Raw genomic sequence first — 17454 nt, forward strand, 5'->3', positions numbered from 1 at the left:
TGGAAAACGGTCGCATATTGTATCGCCCCCGAGGATGGTTATCCACACCCTGGGGGCGCCGCGCCGCGGCTGTGGAAAACTTTCCCTGGACCCCGGGGATGGGTCCCGCCGAACGCTGGGGACAATATCTCGCTGTGGACGACTAGCGATTGCATCCACCGCTTCTGCACAGGGCATCCCGTGCCATCCCACCGCCTGTCCACAGCCTATATCCTGCAGCAGAAGATTGTTTACGTTCGGGAAAGCCATCTTATCCACAGATACTGTCCCCACTATTAATAACAGGCTCTTTAAAAGGGATAGAAAATAGTAATAGTAGTCGTGGTGGTCGATGGCAGACCCGACGGCAGGGCTCGTGAGGCGCCTGCGCCGTCATCGCACTGGCCATCGCGTACGGAAAAATTGCACCCGGGCCGCGATATCACTACAATTTCCGGTCTTGAGCCGAATACCCCCGGGGTCCTCTGTGGAAACCGGACGCCTCGAAATTGTCGATTCTTCCTGAAAACCACGTGGGAATAACGAGTTATGAAACGCACCTTTCAGCCCAGCGTTCTGAAGCGTAAGCGCGTGCACGGTTTCCGTGCCCGTATGGCCACCAAGAACGGCCGTGCCGTCCTGGCCCGCCGTCGTGCCAAGGGCCGCAAGCGCCTGAGCGCCTGATCACGGACCCCAGGTGTCCCGTCAGGACTTCCCCCGCCGTCTGCGTCTGCTGACGGCCGGGGAGTATCGGCAGGTCTTCGACAACGCGGTCTACAAGGTTCATGGCAAGGGGCTCATGGCCCTGGCGATCCCCAATGACCTTGGGCATCCACGCCTTGGCCTGATCGTCAGCAAGAAGAACCTTCGCCGTGCCGTCGACCGCAACCGCCTCAAGCGACTCGCCCGCGAATCCATACGCCTTCAGCAGCAGCGTCTGCCCGCCGTGGACATCGTGCTGATGGCCAGGCGAGGCGTGAAGGAGCTCGATAACGAGGTCCTGCATCGCCAGCTGCACGGGATGTGGCGACGTCTGGAGCGCGAGGCAAGCAAGGCCGCCGTCGACGACCAGCCAGGTACCGGGACACCCAGCGCGAACGCCAGTCAGGGCGGATGACCGGCCAACCAGGAGTCGTCACCATGTCGAGGCCCCTTTCCATGGTGTTCCCCGACCCTGCCGGTATCCCCGCCGAGAGTCCGTGTTCGGCATCCAGCCTGCCTCTGGCAGGCTTTTGTCTATCTCGGGCAGATGTTTTCCATCTCGCCCGCGGCAAGTTCACCACCCATCGGGCAGAAACCTCATGGACGTAAAACGACTCCTCTTGCTGATCCCCCTGGCGGTGCTCGCCTACCTGATCGTCGTGCAGTGGAATCAGGACTATGGCCAGGTCTCCCCTGAGCCCGAGGCCCCCTCCTTCACCAGCAGCCCGGCCAACGGCGAGGCCCAGCCGGCCGACCCGGATGGCCTGGCCGTGCACGCCACGCCCAGCGCAACGGGCGACGTCAGTCAGGCCATGCCCGGCGAGGTGAGCTCGCCCACCAGCAGCCGCGACCTGATCGCCGTGGTGACCGATGTGCTGGACCTGCGCATCGACCCCCAGGGCGGTGATGTCGTCTACGCCGCCCTGCCACAGCACAAGCTGACGCTGAATTCGGATCGTCCCTACGTGCTGCTCTCCGACAGCGAGAGCCGCAGCTACGTGGCGCGCTCCGGCCTGCAGCTCGACGGCCAGGCCGGCCGCATCGCCTTCACGCCGGAGCAGACCGAGTACCGCCTGAGCGAGGGTGAGGACCGCCTGGAAGTCGACCTCCGCGCCGAGGTCAACGGTGTCGACGTCATCAAGCGCTTCACCTTCGAGCGCGGCAGCTATGCAGTGGACGTCAACTACTACCTGGCCAACAACACCGAGGCACCGGTCACCGCGCGCTTCATCGGCCAGCTGGCCCGCGACAACAGCCCGGACCCCTCCAGCGGCGTGGCCCTGGGCATGAGCTCCTATCTGGGGGCGGCCTACTCCACCCAGGATAGCCGCTACGAGAAGGTCGACTTCGACGACATTCAGCGTGGTCGCTTCGAGAACCGTGACTCCCAGGGGGGCTGGGTGGCGATCATCCAGCACTACTTCGTCTCGGCCTGGGCGCCGCCCCAGAACCAGCAGAACCTCTTCTATGCCACCACGGACTCGCAGAACCGCAACGTCGCCGCCTTCGCCGGGCCGGTGACCAGCGTCGCCGCCGAGGGCGAGGCGCGCCTGGGCGCGACCCTCTACATGGGTCCCAAGGTGCAGGACTACCTGGAGGCCGTGGCCCCCAACCTGCGACTCACCGTGGACTTCGGCTGGCTGTGGTTCATCGCCAACCCGCTGTTCTGGCTGCTCGACCAGATCCACAGCCTGATCGGCAACTGGGGCTGGTCCATCGTGCTGCTGACCATCGTGGTCAAGCTGGCCCTGTGGCCGCTCTCCGCCAAGGCCTACAAGTCCATGGCCCGCATGCGCAAGCTGGGGCCGGAGATGCAGCGCCTGAAGGAGCAGTACGGCGACGACCGCCAGAAGATGTCCCAGGAGATGATGAAGTTCTACCAGAAGGAGAAGATCAATCCTCTGGGCGGCTGTCTGCCGATCCTGGTGCAGATGCCGGTCTTCATCGCCCTCTACTGGATGCTGCTGGAGTCCGTGGAGCTGCGCCACGCGCCCTTCATGTTCTGGATCCAGGATCTCTCGGTGAAGGATCCCTTCTTCATCCTGCCGATCCTGATGGGCGCCTCCATGTTCGTGCAGCAGCTGCTCAACCCGACGCCTCCGGACCCGATGCAGGCGAAGATCATGCGCATGCTGCCCATCGTCTTCACCTTCTTCTTCCTGTGGTTCCCGGCCGGTCTGGTGATCTACTGGGTGGTGAACAACATCATCTCCATCGCCCAGCAGTACGCCATCACGCGCAAGATCGAGAACGATCCCACCGTCGGCAAGGGCATGAAGACCAAGTAGAGTCGGCATGACGACCCGGTAGCGGAGAGTCCCTGCCGCACCTCCCCGGACCCCCGCCCCGTGCGGGGGTCTGGCGTTTACGGGGCCCGAAACGGACAATGGCCCCGCCACCACGAGGAGATTCCCATGGCCATCCTCCACGATCAGGACACCATCGCCGCCCTCGCCACGCCCCCCGGCCGGGGGGGCGTGGGCATCATCCGCGTCTCGGGGCCGCTGTGCGCCGCGATCGCCGAGGCGGTGGTGGGCCACTGCCCTGCCCCGCGCCGCGTCCACTACGGGCCCTTCCGGGGCGAATCGGCGGTGATCGACGAGGGTATCGCCCTCTACTTCACCGGACCCCACTCCTTCACCGGCGAGGACGTGCTGGAACTCCAGGGGCACGGTGGTCCGGTGATCATGGACCTGCTGCTCGAGCGCTGCGTGGCGCTCGGCGCTCGGCTGGCCCGCCCCGGGGAGTTCTCCGAACGCGCCTTCCTCAACGACAAGCTCGACCTGGCCCAGGCCGAGGCGATCGCCGACCTGATCGACGCCAGCTCCCGGGCCGCCGCCGAGAATGCCCTGCGCTCCCTGCAGGGGGACTTCTCGCGCCGGGTCGAGGCGCTGGTGCAGCGGCTCATCGAGCTGCGCATCTACGTGGAGGCGGCCATCGATTTCCCCGAGGAGGAGATCGATTTCCTGGCCGACGGCAAGGTGGCCGAGCGGCTCGACGGGGTGATGGCGGAGCTTTCGGCGGTGCGCGCCGCCGCCGGCCAGGGGGCGCTGATGCGCGAGGGCATGAGCGTGGTGATCGCCGGCCGGCCCAACGCCGGCAAGTCGAGCCTGCTCAACGCCCTCACCGAGCAGGAGACCGCCATCGTCACCGATATCGCCGGCACCACCCGGGACGTGCTCCGCGAGCACATCCACATCGATGGCATGCCGCTGCACATCATCGATACCGCCGGCCTGCGCGACACCCCGGACGCCGTGGAACAGATCGGCGTGGCACGGGCCTGGGCGGAGATCGAGAAGGCGGACCGGGTGCTGCTGCTGGTGGACGCCACCACTACCGACTCCCTCGACCCCATGGCGATCTGGCCCGAGTTCGTGGCCAGGCTGCCGGACCCGAGGCGGCTGACGCTGGTGCGCAACAAGATCGACACCACCCGGGACGCGCCCGGCATCGAGTTATCCACAGCCACCCCGGTGATCCGGCTCTCCGCCCGGACCGGTGCGGGTGTGGATAACCTGAAGGCCCATCTCAAGGAGGTGATGGGCTACAGCGGCACCACCGAGGGGCGCTTCTCGGCACGCCGGCGCCACCTGGATGCCCTGGACAGGGCGCGACAGGCCCTGGAGAACGGCGAGGCTCAGCTGGCCGGCTTCGGTGCCGGCGAACTGCTGGCCGAGGACCTGCGCGACGCCCAGCAGGCGCTGGGCGAGATCACCGGAGAATTCAGCGCCGACGATCTTCTCGGCGAGATCTTCGGCAGCTTCTGCATCGGGAAATAGCCGTGCCCTCCTTCCGCTACTCCTCCACCCACCAGCCGCTGCGATAGCTCCCCGGCGAGCCCAGGTGGGCCACCACGGGCGCCATCGCCGCGGCCAGGCGCTCGTCGAGGCCCCAGGGCGGGTTGACCACCAGCATGCCGCTACCATACATACCGCGCTCCGCCTCGCTGGGGGCCTGCCGGGTGAATTCGCCGTACCAGACCTTGCGCAGCCCCCCGTCGCGGAGCGCTTCCAGCAGCTCGCGGTGGCGGCCCGCCGGCAGCAGCGGATACCACACCAGCATCACCGCATGACGCGCCTTGCGCATGGCCGTCAGCAGCGTCTCGGCCACCTCGAGATACTCCTCCTTGCGCTCGTAGCTGGGGTCGATCAGCACGCAGAGCCTCGGCGTCTTGACCGGCAGCCGCTGAAGCAGGCCCTTGAGGCCATCGCCATGGATCCGCTGGGCGGCTGCCGGGAAGGGCTGCTGGCTCAGGTGCTCGTGCTCGCCGGGGTGCAGCTCGAAGAGCCACTGCTGGTCCTGGGCCCTCAGCCGATGACCCATCCACCAGGGGGAACCGGGGTAGTGGGTCAGCCGCGAAGGGTCAGGCTGGGCACTCGCCAGGGCCGCGAGCCAGTCGCCCAGCAGCGGTTCTCTGGCCAGCGCCTGGCGGGCCTTCCAGAGCGGGATGACCCCGTCCCGGTACTCCTGCAGCCGGGAGGTCTCGGCGGCATCGAGTGGATAGAGGCCGCGACCGGCATGGGTATCGATGTACGTAATCGAAGAATCTTTACGTAAAAGATGATCGATGACCGCATGCAGGGTCAGGTGCTTGTGGACGTCGGCGAAGTTGCCGGCGTGGTAGGCGTGCTGATAGGAAAGCATGGATGGGGTTTGGCGACTCGGCAAGGACGGGACAAGGAAAAGGGGCCTGCCGCTTCAGGCGGCAGGCCCCACTCTGGCACTCGGCGGGCTCGCCTGGCCTTACTGGAACTGGCTCTCGATGGGGGTCAGGGTGATCTCGACGCGACGGTTCTGGGCGCGCCCCTCCTCGGTGGCGTTGCTGGCCACGGGCTGGGACGGACCATAGCCGGTCATGTAGAGGCGATTGCGCGAGACGCCCGCCTGGGCCAGGTAGTTGCCGACGGATTCGGCGCGACGCTCGGAGAGACGCTGGTTGTAGTCGGCGTTGCCGGTGCTGTCGGTGTGACCGGCGATGTTGACCCGGGTATCGGTGTACTGGGTCAGGATCGACGCCACGTCGTTGAGGGCGTTGCGAGCGCTCATGGTCAGTTCGCTGGAGTCGAAGCCGAAGGTCACGCTGCTCGGCATGTTGAGCACGATATCGTCGCCGCGACGATCGACCTCGATGCCGGTACCGCGGGTGCTCTGACGCAGCTCCTCCTCCTGGCGATCCATGTAGGCGCCGATGCCGGCACCGGCGGCGGCGCCCACGGCGGCACCGATCAGCGCGCGATCACGGCGGCTGGTGCTGCCGTCACCGCTCAGCGCGCCCGCGGCGGCCCCCACGGCGGCCCCGATGGCGGCACCCGTGCCGGTCTGGCTGCGCTGGGTCTGGCCGGAATAGGGGTCGGTCGTGGCGCAACCCACCAGCAGGGCAGCGGCGGCAAGCGGGACGAGGAAGCGAGTGGGCTTGATCATGAGGTCAGATCTCCATGCAATCATCAGTAGACCCGGTAGGCATCCCTGCCGGGCAGTTCATCGGTATCACGGGCTGCGATGAGGCCGGTGGATCGGTCATTCCATGCCGATCAGCGCCAGCAGTTCATTCAAGAATAATAGACCCTGAGGCGATGCCTGCAGTCGATCGGCATCTTCCACGAGAAGTCCTTTTTTACGGGCGTGCTCGAGGCGCGCCTCGAGCACGGCGGACGGGCGGCCCGTGGCGGCTCGCCAGCGCGCCAGGGAGACCCCTTCGACCAGACGCAGCGCATTCATGGCGAACTCCAGCGGCAGCTCCTCGTCGGCAATGGGGCTGTGGCCGGCGATGAACCCCCGGGGGTCGCGGGCGCGGCGCAGGTAGGCCTCCGGCTGGCGGGCCTTCCAGCGCCGCTCGATGGCCAGGCCGGCATCGCCATCGACAGCGCTCAGCTTGCCATGGGCGCCGGCGCCGATTCCCAGGTAGTCGCCGAAGCGCCAGTAGTTGAGGTTGTGTCGCGAGCGCCGCTGCGGGTGCGCGTAGGCCGAGATCTCGTAGCGCAGAAGGCCGGCCCGCTCCAGCCGCTCGTGGCCCAGGTCCTGGATATCCCAGAGCACCTCCTCCTCGGGCAGCCGCGGCGGCCGGGAGTGGAACTCGGTATTGGGCTCGAGGGTGAGCTGGTACCAGGAGAGGTGCTCGGGGGCGAGCGCCAGGGCCCGCTCCAGGTCGTCCAGGGCCAGCTCGGGGGTCTGGCCCGGTAGCCCGTGCATCAGGTCGAGGTTGAGGTTGTCGAAGCCCGCCTCGCGGGCCTCGAGCACCGCGGCCTCGGCGTCACGACCCGAGTGGATGCGACCCAGCGCCTGCAGCTGGGCATCCTGGAAGCTCTGCACCCCCAGGGAGAGCCGGTTGATGCCCGCCTCGCGATAGCCCGCGAAGCGCCCGCGCTCCAGGGTGCCCGGGTTGGCCTCCAGGGTGATCTCGATGTCCCGGGCCGTGGGCAGCCGCGCGGCGACGCCCTCCAGCAGCTGACGATAGAAGGAGGCCGACATCAGGCGCGGCGTGCCCCCGCCGATGAAGAGGCTGACCAGCTCCCGACCGGCGGCCAGCGGCAGGTCGGCATCGAGGTCGGCCAGCAGGGCCGCCAGGTACTCCTGCTCCGGCAGCGCCTGCTCGCGGCCGACGCCATGGGAGTTGAAGTCGCAGTAGGGGCACTTGCGCACGCACCAGGGCACATGCACATAGAGCGCAAGGGGCGGCAGGGCGATCATCGTGCCCCTGGGCCTTGGCCCAGCGCCTCGACCAGCGCCTGAAGGGCGCGCCCGCGATGGCTCAGGCGATTCTTTTCCGCCGACGACAGCTCGGCCACGCTCATGCCCTGCTCGGGCAGCCAGAACAGCGGGTCGTAGCCGAAGCCACCCTCGCCGCGGGGATGGGCCAGGATCTCGCCCTTCCAGCTGCGCTGAACGATCAGCGGCACCGGGTCCTCGGCGTGGCGCAGGTAGACCAGCACGCACCAGTAGCGTCCGGTTCGCTGCCCCTCGGGCACCTCCGCCAGCCGCTCCAGCAGCCGGGCATTGTTGCGCTCATCGCTCTTCGGCTCACCGGCGAAGCGCGCCGAGTAGATCCCGGGCGCCCCGTTCAGCGCATCGACCTCCAGTCCCGAGTCATCGGCCAACGCCGGCAGGCCACTGACCCGGCTCGCCTCCCGCGCCTTGAGCAGGGCGTTCTCGACGAAGGTCAGGCCGGTCTCCTCCACCTCGGGGACGTCATACTCCGCCTGGGGCCTGACATCGAGGCCCAGCGGCGCCAGCAGCTGGTGGAACTCGCGCAGCTTTCCGGCGTTGCCGCTGGCAAGGATCAGGGGGGTCGAGGTCATGGTGAGATTCCTGACGATTGACGGCCTGCCATTCTAGGGTGCCGAGCGACAACAGCAAATGGCCGGCGCACGGCACGGCGTCCTCGAGACCGCCGCGAGTATGACATCGCTCATGAAAGTCGGCTGATTTTGGTAAGGGCTCGCCTCGAGGCCAGCGAGAACGCATCCGCCAAGCCATTGATCCGGAACCTCAACCCTCGCCATTCATCAAAATGAAATAAAAATCGCATCGAGATATAACTAATGAGAAGTAACGGGATGTAACAGAATAGCCAACACTATGGGCTGAACACCCACCGTCACTCCTTTACCTGCCGCTAGCCAGCTTGCCGGCTGAGCTTCCTCAGGGGGGCGAACATGGATCAGGATAAAAACATGCTGCTGGTGACCTCCAGCAGCCCCCAGTGCCAGCTCTTCATCGACTATCTGCGCAAGCAGCTGGCCTGCACGATCACGGTGCTGCCGCCAGGCAGCGAATGGAAGCCCAGGGAGATACAGCCCACCCTGATCCTGCTGGATGCCGACCATGTCGGTGAAGAGCTCATGCAGAAGTGGCACGCCCGCGCCATGGAGGATGAGCGAATCTCGCTGGCTGCCTTCAACCTCCTGGACGAGGATCACGCCGTGCAGACCCTCTCGGCCCTCCACCTGCGGGGCGTCTTCTACCGCAGTGACAGCCTGGAGATGATCTGCAAGGGGCTGCAGTCGCTGATGACCGGGGAGCTGTGGATGTCGCGCTCCCTGATGACCCGCATGATCTCCTTCCTGCGCCGCCAGCAGCTCAACTCCTACCGCCCGGTATGTGGGTTGACCCATCGCGAACTGGAGATCATCGGCCTGCTGGGCTCCGGGGCCTCCAACGGCGAGATCGCCGACCGCCTCTTCGTCAGCGAGCACACCGTCAAGTCACACCTCTACAACATCTTTCGCAAGATCGACGTCCACAATCGCATCCAGGCCGTCAACTGGGCTCGCCAGAACCTGGGCGTGCCGCCGCCCCCCGATCAGCACTACCCGCGACGCGACGCGGGGCATACCCGAGGCCCTGGCTGAACGCCAGGGCTGCCTCAGCCCAGCTTCACGTGCTCCTCGATGAGATCGACCAGCGTCTCGGCGGCGTTATCCGCGGTGGTGTCCAGATGGACCAGATGCAGTCGCTCCTCGTCACCGAAGGGCTCCCGTTCCGCCAGCTGATGGTCGAGCAGCGCCAGGCTGTCGGACACCTCGCCCCCCTGGCGGCGGGCACGCTTCTCGATACGCCGCCTGAGCGTGGCCTCATCCGCCTCGAAGCTGACCACCAGGCAGGGCAGGCCGCGAGCCTCGGCCTGCTGCCGCAGCAGGTCCCGCTGCCAGCGTTTCAGGCAGGTGGCATCCACGCAGGCCGGGATGCCGGCATCCAGCAGGGTGCCGGCACAGCTCGCCAGGTGGCGATAGGTACGCTCGGTGGCGGCCTCACTGAAGATATCCACAGCCGGTGCGGCTGCCGCCCCCTGTGGGTAGGTAATCTCCTGGGGCAGGTCGTGGAGCCGCCGCCGCTCGGCATCCGAGCAGACCCGGATCGCTCCCAGACGGCTGACCAATCCCTCGGTGAAGCGGCTCTTGCCGCTGCCCGAGACGCCCACGGCAATCACCAGCGGCGGGAAGCGGAACTCGGCGATGCGTTCCGCCAGGGCCAGGTAGCGCCGGCACTCGGCCATGCTCTCCGCCAGCCTCGCCGGATGCTCAGGGTCCTGGTCAGGCGCCGGGCGACGCTGCAGGGCACGACGCGCACCGCTCAAGGCGTGGCAGGTGCCGAACAGCGAGAGCAGCCGCGCCTGGGGATAGTCCCCCGACAGGCGCAGGTAGCGATCCAGCGCCTGGCGAGTGAGCGCAGACTCGCCGCGCGCCTCCAGCCCCACCAGCAACGCCGCCAGGTCGCTGGCGGGATCGGCCGGCAGGTCGGCGCCCGGCGCCCCCGGATCCCGCCCGATGGCATTGGCCAGCAGGGTCCGGCCCTCATGGCACAGGCGGCTGTCGGGATGGGCCAGTGCCCAGCTGGTCACCAGGCGGTCGCGGCGGGCCTCGAGCAGGGACCCGAGGCGCACCAGGTCCTGCTCCAGCCATTCACCCAGCTGATCGAGCCGCTGGCGCTCCTCCTCGTCCAGCAGGCCCGCGCGAATGGTGGCCAGCTCCCCCTGCGCCAGCTGCACCAGGGGCAGGACGGGGTCGCCATGCGGTGCGGCCGCCTCGGGCAGGCGATGGTAGGCCACCAGGGAATCCACCAGCGATTCCAGGCTCTCGTTGGCATCACAGGCCCGGTGGGGCACAGCGGCGGAGTGGGGCATCACGAGTCTCCTGATGGGTGGTGGCAGTCGGTTTGGTGAAACGTCGCTTCAGCCCTGCTGCATGGTCACGAAGGCCTTCTCGGCGGCATCCAGGGTGCGCTGGATATCCTCCGGCGTATGGGCGCTGGACATGAAGCCCGCCTCGTAGGCCGAGGGAGCCAGGTAGACGCCTTCGTCCAGCATGGCGGTGAAGAAGCGCCGGAAGGCGTCGGCATCGCAGGCGGTGGCCTGGGCGAAGTTGTCGACGCGACTCTGGCCGGTGAAGAAGAGACCGAACATGCCACCCGCATGCTGGGTGATCATCTCCACGCCGGCGGCGCTGGCACGCTCCTTCAGGCCATGGCAGAGGGTCTCCACCCGCTGGGCCAGGGCGTCGTGGAACCCGGGCTCGCGCAGCTTGGTGAGCAGGGCGATGCCGGCGGACATCGCCAGCGGATTGCCGGAGAGGGTGCCCGCCTGATAGACGGGGCCGAGCGGCGAGATGTTGGACATGATCGTCGCGCTGCCGCCGAAGGCGCCCACCGGCATGCCGCCGCCGACGATCTTGCCGAGGCAGGTGAGATCCGGGCGAATGCCGTAATGCGCCTGGGCGCCGCCCAGCGCCACCCGGAAACCGGTCATCACCTCGTAGAAGATCAGCACGCTGTCGTTGGCATCGCAGACCCTGCGCAGGCACTCCAGGAAGCCCGGCTGCGGGGGAATGCAGTTCATGTTGCCGGCCACCGGCTCGACGATGATGCAGGCGATCTGGTCACCGATCTCTTCGAAGCACTGCTCCACGGCGTCGATGTCGTTGTAGGAGAGCGTCACCGTGTGCTCGGCCAGGGAGGCCGGCACGCCGGGGGAGCTCGGCTCGCCGTGGGTCAGCGCCCCGGAGCCCGCCTTGACCAGCAGCGAATCGGAGTGGCCATGGTAGTTGCCCTCGAACTTGACGATCTTGTCACGGCCGGTGACTCCACGGGCCAGGCGGATCGCCGACATGGTGGCCTCGGTGCCGGAGTTGACCATGCGCACCATCTCGATGGAGGGGATCATCTCGCAGATCAGGTCCGCCATGGTGGTCTCGATGGCCGTCGGGGTGCCGAAGGAGAGCCCGCGATCCAGGCGCTCCCGCACCGCTCCCAGCACGTCGGGGTCGGCATGGCCGGTGATCATCGGCCCCCAGGAGCCCACGTAGTCGACATAGCGCTTGCCCTCCACGTCGAAGAGGTAGGCGCCCTGGGCGCGCTCCATGAACACCGGCGGACGCTGCATGCCCTTGAAGGCGCGCACCGGCGAATTGACGCCGCCGGGGATGTGGCGGCAGGCCCGTTCGAAGAGCTCGGCGGATGTGGTCATGGCGTATCTCGTCCTCGAAAGCTGTGGATAATTCTCTGGATAACCTTTTCATGGCCACCCGACTGCCCCCATTCTCGGCGTTCGGGCAGGGGATGGCCAGCCCGTGGCTCACCCGGAGGCAGCCGGCTCGTCCACTCCCTTGACCGGCGTCACGGGCAGTCGCCATAGCCGGCGCGGCAACGACTGTCCCTCACCGGGCCGCCAGCCGTTGGCCAGCGCCTGCCAGGTGAAGGCCTGGGCCTGCTCGCAGGCGCCCACCAGCGACTCACCGGCGGCCAGCCGCGCCGCCAGGGCCGCGGCCAGGGTACAGCCGGAGCCGTGGTAGCGCCCTTCCAGGCGGGGCCAGCTCCATTGTCGACTCTGATCCGGCGTGTGCAGGGTATGCGCCACGCGATCACCCGGCGTGCCGGGCACCGGCGAGTCGGTGCCGGTGACCAGCACCGCCTGGCAGCCCAGGGTCATCAGCTCCACCGCCCGCTCGGTATCCTCGCCGGGCTGGGCGGAGAGCCGGGCCAGTTCGTCCCTATTCGGGGTCAGGATATCCACCAGGGGCAGCAGCCGCTCGCGGAAGGCATCCACCAGCTCGGCTGTGGACAACTCACGGCCACCGCCGGCCCTGAGCACCGGATCAACCACCAGCGGCACGCCGGGGAAGCACCGCACGATGTCGGTCACCGCATCCAGACTGGCCAGGTCGGCCACCAGGCCCACCTTGATGGCGGCGACCTCGAAGTCGTCCAGCGCCGCGGCGGCGGCGCGCATGATGTCGGGATCGGCGGGCACGACCCTCTGGACGTCGCGGCAGTTCTGCACCGTCAGCGCGGTGGGAATGGTCAGCGCCCAGCCGCCGCAGGCGGCGATCGCCTCGGCGTCGGCGATCAGGCCGGCGCCCCCGGTGGGGTCATGGCCGGCCAGCACCAGCACCACCGGCAGATGGGGCGACACCGTCTCGGGGGTCGCCATCAGAAGGGCTTGAGCACGGCGAGGAAGATGATGATCAGCAGGGCGATCACCGGCAGCTCGTTGAACCAGCGGAAGAAGACGTGGCTCTTCGTGCAGCGCCCGTCGCGCAGCTGCTTGAGGTAGATCAGGCAGACGTGGTGGTAGGCCACCAGCAGCGCCACCAGCAGCAGCTTGGCATGCAGCCAGCCCTGGCTGAGCCAGAAGGGCATCAGGTAGAGCATCCAGCCGCCGAACACCAGCACCGCGATCATCGAGGGGGTCATGATGCCCCGGTAGAGCTTGCGCTCCATGACAAGGAAGTGGTCGATCGCCTGCTGCTCGCCGCGATCCCGCGCCATGGCGTGGTAGACATAGAGGCGCGGCAGATAGAAGAGGGCGGCGAACCAGGTCACCATGGCGATCAGGTGCAGGGCCTTGATCCACAGATACATGAAGACTCCTCATGAGAGGGTGGCGGGAAGGGCGCGAGCGCCGAGCATGGCGCCCCTCGGAGGAAGCCCCCCGAGGGGCCAATCCTCGAAGGGCTACTCCTTGAGCGAATAGTATCGCTCGATGGCGCCGCGCGTGATGATACCGGAAATCCGCTTCTGTTTCGGGCGGTTGCCATGCTCCACGTAGAGCGCATCCACCGCCTGGTCGTTGAGTCGCTCGAAGGCCTCGGAGAGGGTCGCCTGCAGGTGGATGGGCGCCAGCTCCAGGCGCAGGCCGGGAATCTCCAGCAGGTCGATGAGCTCGGCGTCTTCTCCTTCGCCGTCCCCGTCCTCCGCTCGCGGCTCCGACTCGGCCTCCATCAGCCAGCGCGCCAGGTCGGCGGCCTTCAATGCCAGCACCGGCTTGTCGTCGCTGGAGCGTTCGATCAGGACCCAGATGGGGTTGCGGGTCAGCAGCGCCCGAGCGCGCTCCCGCGTCACCATGCGCGGCGTGCGCTCCAGGCTGCGCTCCATGACCGCCGGCACCGAGACCCGGGAGAGCGCCTGCATCAGCGGCTGCTGCAGCGGGTGCAGGCCATGGCGGGTCGCACTGATGAAGAAGCCGTCGCAGCGGCACAGCTGCCGCGAGGTGAGCCCGGAGACCACCACCGCCAGCATGCCGGGGAGGATGATGTTGGGATTGTGGGTCAGCTCCAGCAGGGCCATCAGTGCCGCCAGCGGCGCCTGCAGCACCGCCCCCATCATCGCCGCCATGCCGAGCATCGCATAGACCCCCGGATCGGCGCCCCGCCCGGGCCAGATCCAGCCGCCGAGCAGCCCCATCAGCGCCCCCGCCGCCGCGCCGATCACCAGCACCGGGCCGATGATGCCGATCGGAATGCCGCTGGCCACGGTGATCGCCGTCAGCAGCAGCTTGGCCACCACCAGCGCCAGCAGCACGTCCACCGCCAGGTCCCCGGTCAGCGAAGCACTCAGGCTGTCATAGCCGATGCCCTGCACCTCGGGGTACCACCAGGCCACGCCGGCGGTGGCCACGGCCACCAGCGAAAGGCGCAGCCACACCGGCAGCCCCTTGATCCATTCGCTGCGCGCCACGTGGATGAAGAGCCCCGCCAGCAGGCCGATCACCAGCGCCGTCACCACCAGCCAGGGCAGGTTGGAGAGGGAGCCCAGGCTCACCGTGGGCACCTGAAAGGCCGGCTCGGAGCCGTAGACCAGTTGGGCCACCAACGCTCCCATGGTGGAGGCCAGGATGACCGGCATGAAGCCGGCGATGGTGTACTCCATCATCACCACTTCCATGGCGAAGATGACCCCGGCGATGGGGGTATTGAAGGAGGCGGAGATCCCGGCGGCGGTGCCGCAGGCGACCAGCACCCGCAGACTGTTGTGAGGCAGGCGCAGCTGCTGGCCGAGGCCGCTGGAGGCCGCCGCCCCGAGGTGAATCGCCGGCCCCTCGCGGCCGGCGGAGAGCCCGCCGAGCACCGTGACCACGCCGACCCACCACTGGTTGAGCCAGTTGCGCAGGGGAAAGCGCCCCTGATGGTAGGTGAGCCGTTCCATCACGTGGCCGACGCCCAGCTTGCGGGCCTTCTCGGGCTGGCGCCACAGGAAGACGCCAACGAGGATCACCGCCAGGATCGGCAGGGCCGAGCGCACCTGGGGCGATAGCCCCTCGAAGGCCTCGGGGTCGCCGCCGGGCATGAAGGCCAGGGCGCCGAGGTCGATCAGCAGCCGGAAGCCGACCATGAAGCCCCCGGTGATCAGCCCCGACACCACCCCCAGCACGCAGAGCTGGGGGAGGGCGTCTACGCTGGCCAGGCGCTGGCGGAAGCCCTCCAGGCTTAAGTCCGGCAGTGAGAAACGCGGCACGGCGAGGTTCCTGTTCGGCCAGTGACGGAGCCGGCTGGGTCGGCCCCTGCCTTCTTGTGTATCATATTCATCACAACCGAGCCCAGCCCAGGGCCAAGCGGAAGGAGGTCAACGTGATCAAGGTCGGAATCGTCGGTGGCACCGGGTATACCGGGGTCGAACTGCTCAGGCTGCTGGCCCAGCATCCCGAGGTCGAGGTGGAGGCCATCACCTCCCGCTCCGAGGCGGGCGTGCGCGTCTGCGACATGTACCCCAACCTGCGCGGCCACTACGACACCCTGGCCTTCAGCGAGCCCGATGCCGACCGTCTCGGCGCCTGCGACGCCGTCTTCTTCGCCACCCCCCACGGCGTGGCCCACGCCCTGGCCTTTGATCTGCTCGAGCGCGGCACCCGGGTGATCGACCTCTCCGCGGACTTCCGCCTGCGCGACGCCGAGGAGTGGGCCGAGTGGTACGGCCAGCCCCATGGCGCGCCGGCGCTGCTGGGCGAGGCGGTCTACGGCCTGCCCGAGGTCAACCGCGACAGGATCCGCCAGGCGCGCCTGATCGCCGTGCCCGGCTGCTACCCCACCGCCGTGCAGCTCGGCCTGCTGCCGCTGCTCGAGGCCGGCCTGATCGATGCCGGGCATATCATTGCCGACTGCAAGTCCGGGGTGACCGGCGCGGGCCGCGGCGCCAAGGTGCCCTCGCTGCTGGCCGAGGCCAGCGAGTCCATGAAGGCCTATGGCGCCGCCGGCCACCGCCACCTGCCGGAGATCCGCCAGGGCCTGGGCGACGCCGCCGGTTCGCCGGTGGGGCTCACCTTCGTGCCCCACCTGACGCCGATGATCCGGGGCATCCACGCCACCCTCTACGGGCGCCTCATCGGCGAGCCGGGCGACCTGCAGGCGCTCTTCGAGCAGCGCTTCGAAGGCGAGCCCTTCGTCGACGTGATGCCCGCCGGCAGCCACCCCGAGACCCGCAGCGTCAAGGGCGCCAATCTCTGCCGAATCGCCGTGCACCGCCCGGGCAACGGCGACACGGTGGTGGTGCTTGCGGTGATCGACAACCTGGTCAAGGGCGCCTCCGGCCAGGCGATCCAGAACCTCAACCTGATGTTCGGCTTCGACGAGAAGGCCGGCCTCGCCGCCCCGGCGCTGATGCCCTGATCCCCGCTCGCCCTCTCCCCCGGCAAAAGTTGACCATTTTGCTGGGGATTGGAGATAATGACCGGTCGAATTTTCCGTTTCCCCCGAGGGAGCTCTCCATGAGCGGTGCCGAATCCTTTGTTCCCACGCCCCTGCTGCTCTCCGACAGCGCGCGCAGACGGCTCCAGTCGCTGATCGAGGAGGAGGGCAACCGTCAGCTCAAGCTGCGGGTCTACGTGACCGGCGGCGGCTGCTCGGGCTTCCAGTACGGCTTCGATTTCGCCGATGAGGTCGCCGAGGATGACACCGTCATCGAGTTCGGCGACGTCGCCCTGGTGGTCGATCCGCTCTCCTACCAGTACCTGGTGGGCTCCACCGTGGACTTCGAGGAGGGGCTGGCCGGCGCCCGCTTCCTGGTCCAGAACCCCAACGCCACCACCACCTGTGGCTGCGGCGCCTCCTTCATGGTGTGACGCCGCCTCCCCGGCGTCCGTGACACGGCGTACGTGAGAGACCCCGACTTGACGCTCTGGAGCATTCTCGCCATGGTTGAAGAGGCGAGACCCATCAGAAAAGACTCAAGAACGGGGAATCTCATGACAAGATCGACTCACGCTTCACCCCTCCTGAAGCAATCTGCCCTGGCCGCCGCGCTGGGCCTCGGCGCGGCCGGTTCGGCGCTGGCCGACACGCCCCGTGTCAACGTGGTCACCGACCCCAGCTTCGTGCCCTTCGAGATGATGGATCCCGAGACCGGCGAGATGATCGGCTTCGACATGGACATCATCAACGAGGTCGCCGAGCGGGCCGGTTTCGAGGTCAACCTGACCACCATGGAGTTCGCCGGCATCATCCCGGCGGTGCAGACCGGCAGCCAGGAGATCGCCATCGCCGGGGTCACCATCACCGAGGAGCGCGCCCAGATCGTCGACTTCTCGGACCCCTACTACGACTCCGGCCTGCAGATCATCGTGCGTGCCGACAACGACAGCGTCGAGACCATCGAGGATCTCGAGGGCATGTCCATCGCCACCCGCATCGGCTCCACCAGCTATGACTTCCTCCAGGAGCAGCTGGGCGATCGCGCCGACATCACCCCCTACCCGGGCAACAGCGACATGTACATGGCGCTGCTCGGTCGCAACGTGGATGCCGCCTTCTACGACGCCCCCAACGTCGCCTACTTCTCGCAGACCCGCGGCGAGGGCCGTACCAAGGTGGTAGGTCCCCTCTACGAGGGCCAGCAGTACGGCATCGTCTTCCACAAGGGCAGCCAGTGGGTCGAGCCGGTGAACGAGGCCCTGGCCGAGATGCGCGAGGATGGCACCTACGCCGAGATCTACGAGAAGTGGTTCGGCGAGGCCCCCTCGGAGGAGTGAACCGGGCGCGCCCTGAACCCTCGTCGTGACGAGACGACGAG

17 protein-coding genes are annotated in these 17454 nt (G+C 67.7%); 8 read left to right on the top strand and 9 right to left on the bottom strand.

All coding sequences use genetic code 11. The features are described from left to right. Nucleotides 1–528: 528 nt before the first annotated feature. The 4 genes from rpmH to mnmE all read left to right on the top strand — a co-directional run bounded on the left by rpmH (nucleotide 529) and on the right by mnmE (nucleotide 4463). The gene (gene rpmH / locus B6N23_RS09845) at nucleotides 529–663 is read left to right on the top strand and encodes a 50S ribosomal protein L34 (protein WP_010626003.1); all 135 of its coding nucleotides are present in this window, start codon (nucleotides 529–531) and stop codon (nucleotides 661–663) included. Nucleotides 664–676: 13 nt separating this feature from the next. Next, the gene (gene rnpA / locus B6N23_RS09850) at nucleotides 677–1096 is read left to right on the top strand and encodes a ribonuclease P protein component (RefSeq protein WP_305498296.1); all 420 of its coding nucleotides are present in this window, start codon (nucleotides 677–679) and stop codon (nucleotides 1094–1096) included. A 184-nt stretch (nucleotides 1097–1280) separates the two neighbouring features. Next, nucleotides 1281–2969, top strand: a complete 1689-nt coding sequence (yidC, locus tag B6N23_RS09855) for a membrane protein insertase YidC (protein ID WP_305498299.1) — start codon at nucleotides 1281–1283, stop codon at nucleotides 2967–2969. Nucleotides 2970–3095: 126 nt separating this feature from the next. Continuing rightward, nucleotides 3096–4463, top strand: a complete 1368-nt coding sequence (gene mnmE / locus B6N23_RS09860; protein WP_305498302.1) for a tRNA uridine-5-carboxymethylaminomethyl(34) synthesis GTPase MnmE — start codon at nucleotides 3096–3098, stop codon at nucleotides 4461–4463. A gap of 16 nt (nucleotides 4464–4479) precedes the next feature. On the opposite strand, the gene B6N23_RS09865 is transcribed toward mnmE, so the two are convergent. The 4 genes from B6N23_RS09865 to rdgB all read right to left on the bottom strand — a co-directional run bounded on the left by B6N23_RS09865 (nucleotide 4480) and on the right by rdgB (nucleotide 7979). Continuing rightward, nucleotides 4480–5328 carry a 23S rRNA (adenine(2030)-N(6))-methyltransferase RlmJ gene (locus B6N23_RS09865; protein WP_305498305.1) on the bottom strand — a complete coding sequence of 283 codons (849 nt, stop codon included), beginning with the start codon at nucleotides 5326–5328 and terminating at the stop codon, nucleotides 4480–4482. Between the two features lie 99 nt (nucleotides 5329–5427). Next, nucleotides 5428–6105 (bottom strand): YiaD family glycine zipper/OmpA-like lipoprotein, encoded by a 678-nt coding sequence (locus tag B6N23_RS09870; RefSeq protein WP_305498308.1) that lies wholly within the window; start codon nucleotides 6103–6105, stop codon nucleotides 5428–5430. Nucleotides 6106–6201: 96 nt separating this feature from the next. Next, a complete protein-coding gene (gene hemW, locus B6N23_RS09875) occupies nucleotides 6202–7371 on the bottom strand; it encodes a radical SAM family heme chaperone HemW (protein WP_305498310.1) in 1170 nt (389 codons plus the stop codon). Next, nucleotides 7368–7979, bottom strand: coding sequence for an RdgB/HAM1 family non-canonical purine NTP pyrophosphatase (gene rdgB / locus B6N23_RS09880; protein WP_305498312.1), 612 nt, complete (start codon nucleotides 7977–7979; stop codon nucleotides 7368–7370). The genes hemW and rdgB overlap by 4 nt, the downstream gene beginning before the upstream one ends. Before the next feature lie 357 nt (nucleotides 7980–8336). On the opposite strand from rdgB, the gene B6N23_RS09885 reads away from it, so the two are divergent. Next, nucleotides 8337–9032 carry a LuxR C-terminal-related transcriptional regulator gene (locus B6N23_RS09885; protein WP_305498319.1) on the top strand — a complete coding sequence of 232 codons (696 nt, stop codon included), beginning with the start codon at nucleotides 8337–8339 and terminating at the stop codon, nucleotides 9030–9032. Between the two features lie 14 nt (nucleotides 9033–9046). On the opposite strand, the gene B6N23_RS09890 is transcribed toward B6N23_RS09885, so the two are convergent. The 5 genes from B6N23_RS09890 to B6N23_RS09910 form a co-directional block, all read right to left on the bottom strand. Further along, nucleotides 9047–10303: a P-loop nucleotide/nucleoside kinase family protein gene (locus B6N23_RS09890; protein WP_305498321.1), complete on the bottom strand. Its 1257-nt coding sequence runs from the start codon at nucleotides 10301–10303 to the stop codon at nucleotides 9047–9049. Nucleotides 10304–10351: 48 nt separating this feature from the next. Next, entirely contained in the window at nucleotides 10352–11641 is a 1290-nt protein-coding gene (gene hemL / locus B6N23_RS09895; protein WP_305498323.1) for a glutamate-1-semialdehyde 2,1-aminomutase, read from the bottom strand. Between the two features lie 108 nt (nucleotides 11642–11749). Then, complete coding sequence (thiD, locus tag B6N23_RS09900; RefSeq protein ID WP_305498326.1) at nucleotides 11750–12604, bottom strand: bifunctional hydroxymethylpyrimidine kinase/phosphomethylpyrimidine kinase; 855 nt, start codon at nucleotides 12602–12604, stop codon at nucleotides 11750–11752. After that, the gene (gene hemJ / locus B6N23_RS09905) at nucleotides 12604–13035 is read right to left on the bottom strand and encodes a protoporphyrinogen oxidase HemJ (RefSeq protein WP_110069110.1); all 432 of its coding nucleotides are present in this window, start codon (nucleotides 13033–13035) and stop codon (nucleotides 12604–12606) included. Before hemJ ends, thiD begins: the two co-directional genes overlap by 1 nt. 93 nt (nucleotides 13036–13128) lie before the next feature. Continuing rightward, nucleotides 13129–14907, bottom strand: coding sequence for a chloride channel protein (locus tag B6N23_RS09910; RefSeq protein ID WP_169956183.1), 1779 nt, complete (start codon nucleotides 14905–14907; stop codon nucleotides 13129–13131). 113 nt (nucleotides 14908–15020) lie between these two features. Between B6N23_RS09910 and argC the strand changes: the two genes are divergently transcribed. The 3 genes from argC (at nucleotide 15021) to B6N23_RS09925 (ending at nucleotide 17413) form a co-directional block, all read left to right on the top strand. Continuing rightward, a complete protein-coding gene (argC, locus tag B6N23_RS09915; protein ID WP_305498331.1) occupies nucleotides 15021–16055 on the top strand; it encodes an N-acetyl-gamma-glutamyl-phosphate reductase in 1035 nt (344 codons plus the stop codon). 98 nt (nucleotides 16056–16153) lie between these two features. Continuing rightward, complete coding sequence (erpA, locus tag B6N23_RS09920) at nucleotides 16154–16507, top strand: iron-sulfur cluster insertion protein ErpA (protein WP_169956189.1); 354 nt, start codon at nucleotides 16154–16156, stop codon at nucleotides 16505–16507. Nucleotides 16508–16630: 123 nt separating this feature from the next. After that, nucleotides 16631–17413: a transporter substrate-binding domain-containing protein gene (locus B6N23_RS09925; RefSeq protein ID WP_305498335.1), complete on the top strand. Its 783-nt coding sequence runs from the start codon at nucleotides 16631–16633 to the stop codon at nucleotides 17411–17413. Nucleotides 17414–17454 lie beyond the last annotated feature (41 nt).

This window comes from Halomonas alkalicola, from assembly GCF_030704205.1.
Classification (GTDB): Bacteria; Pseudomonadota; Gammaproteobacteria; order Pseudomonadales; family Halomonadaceae; genus Halomonas; species Halomonas alkalicola.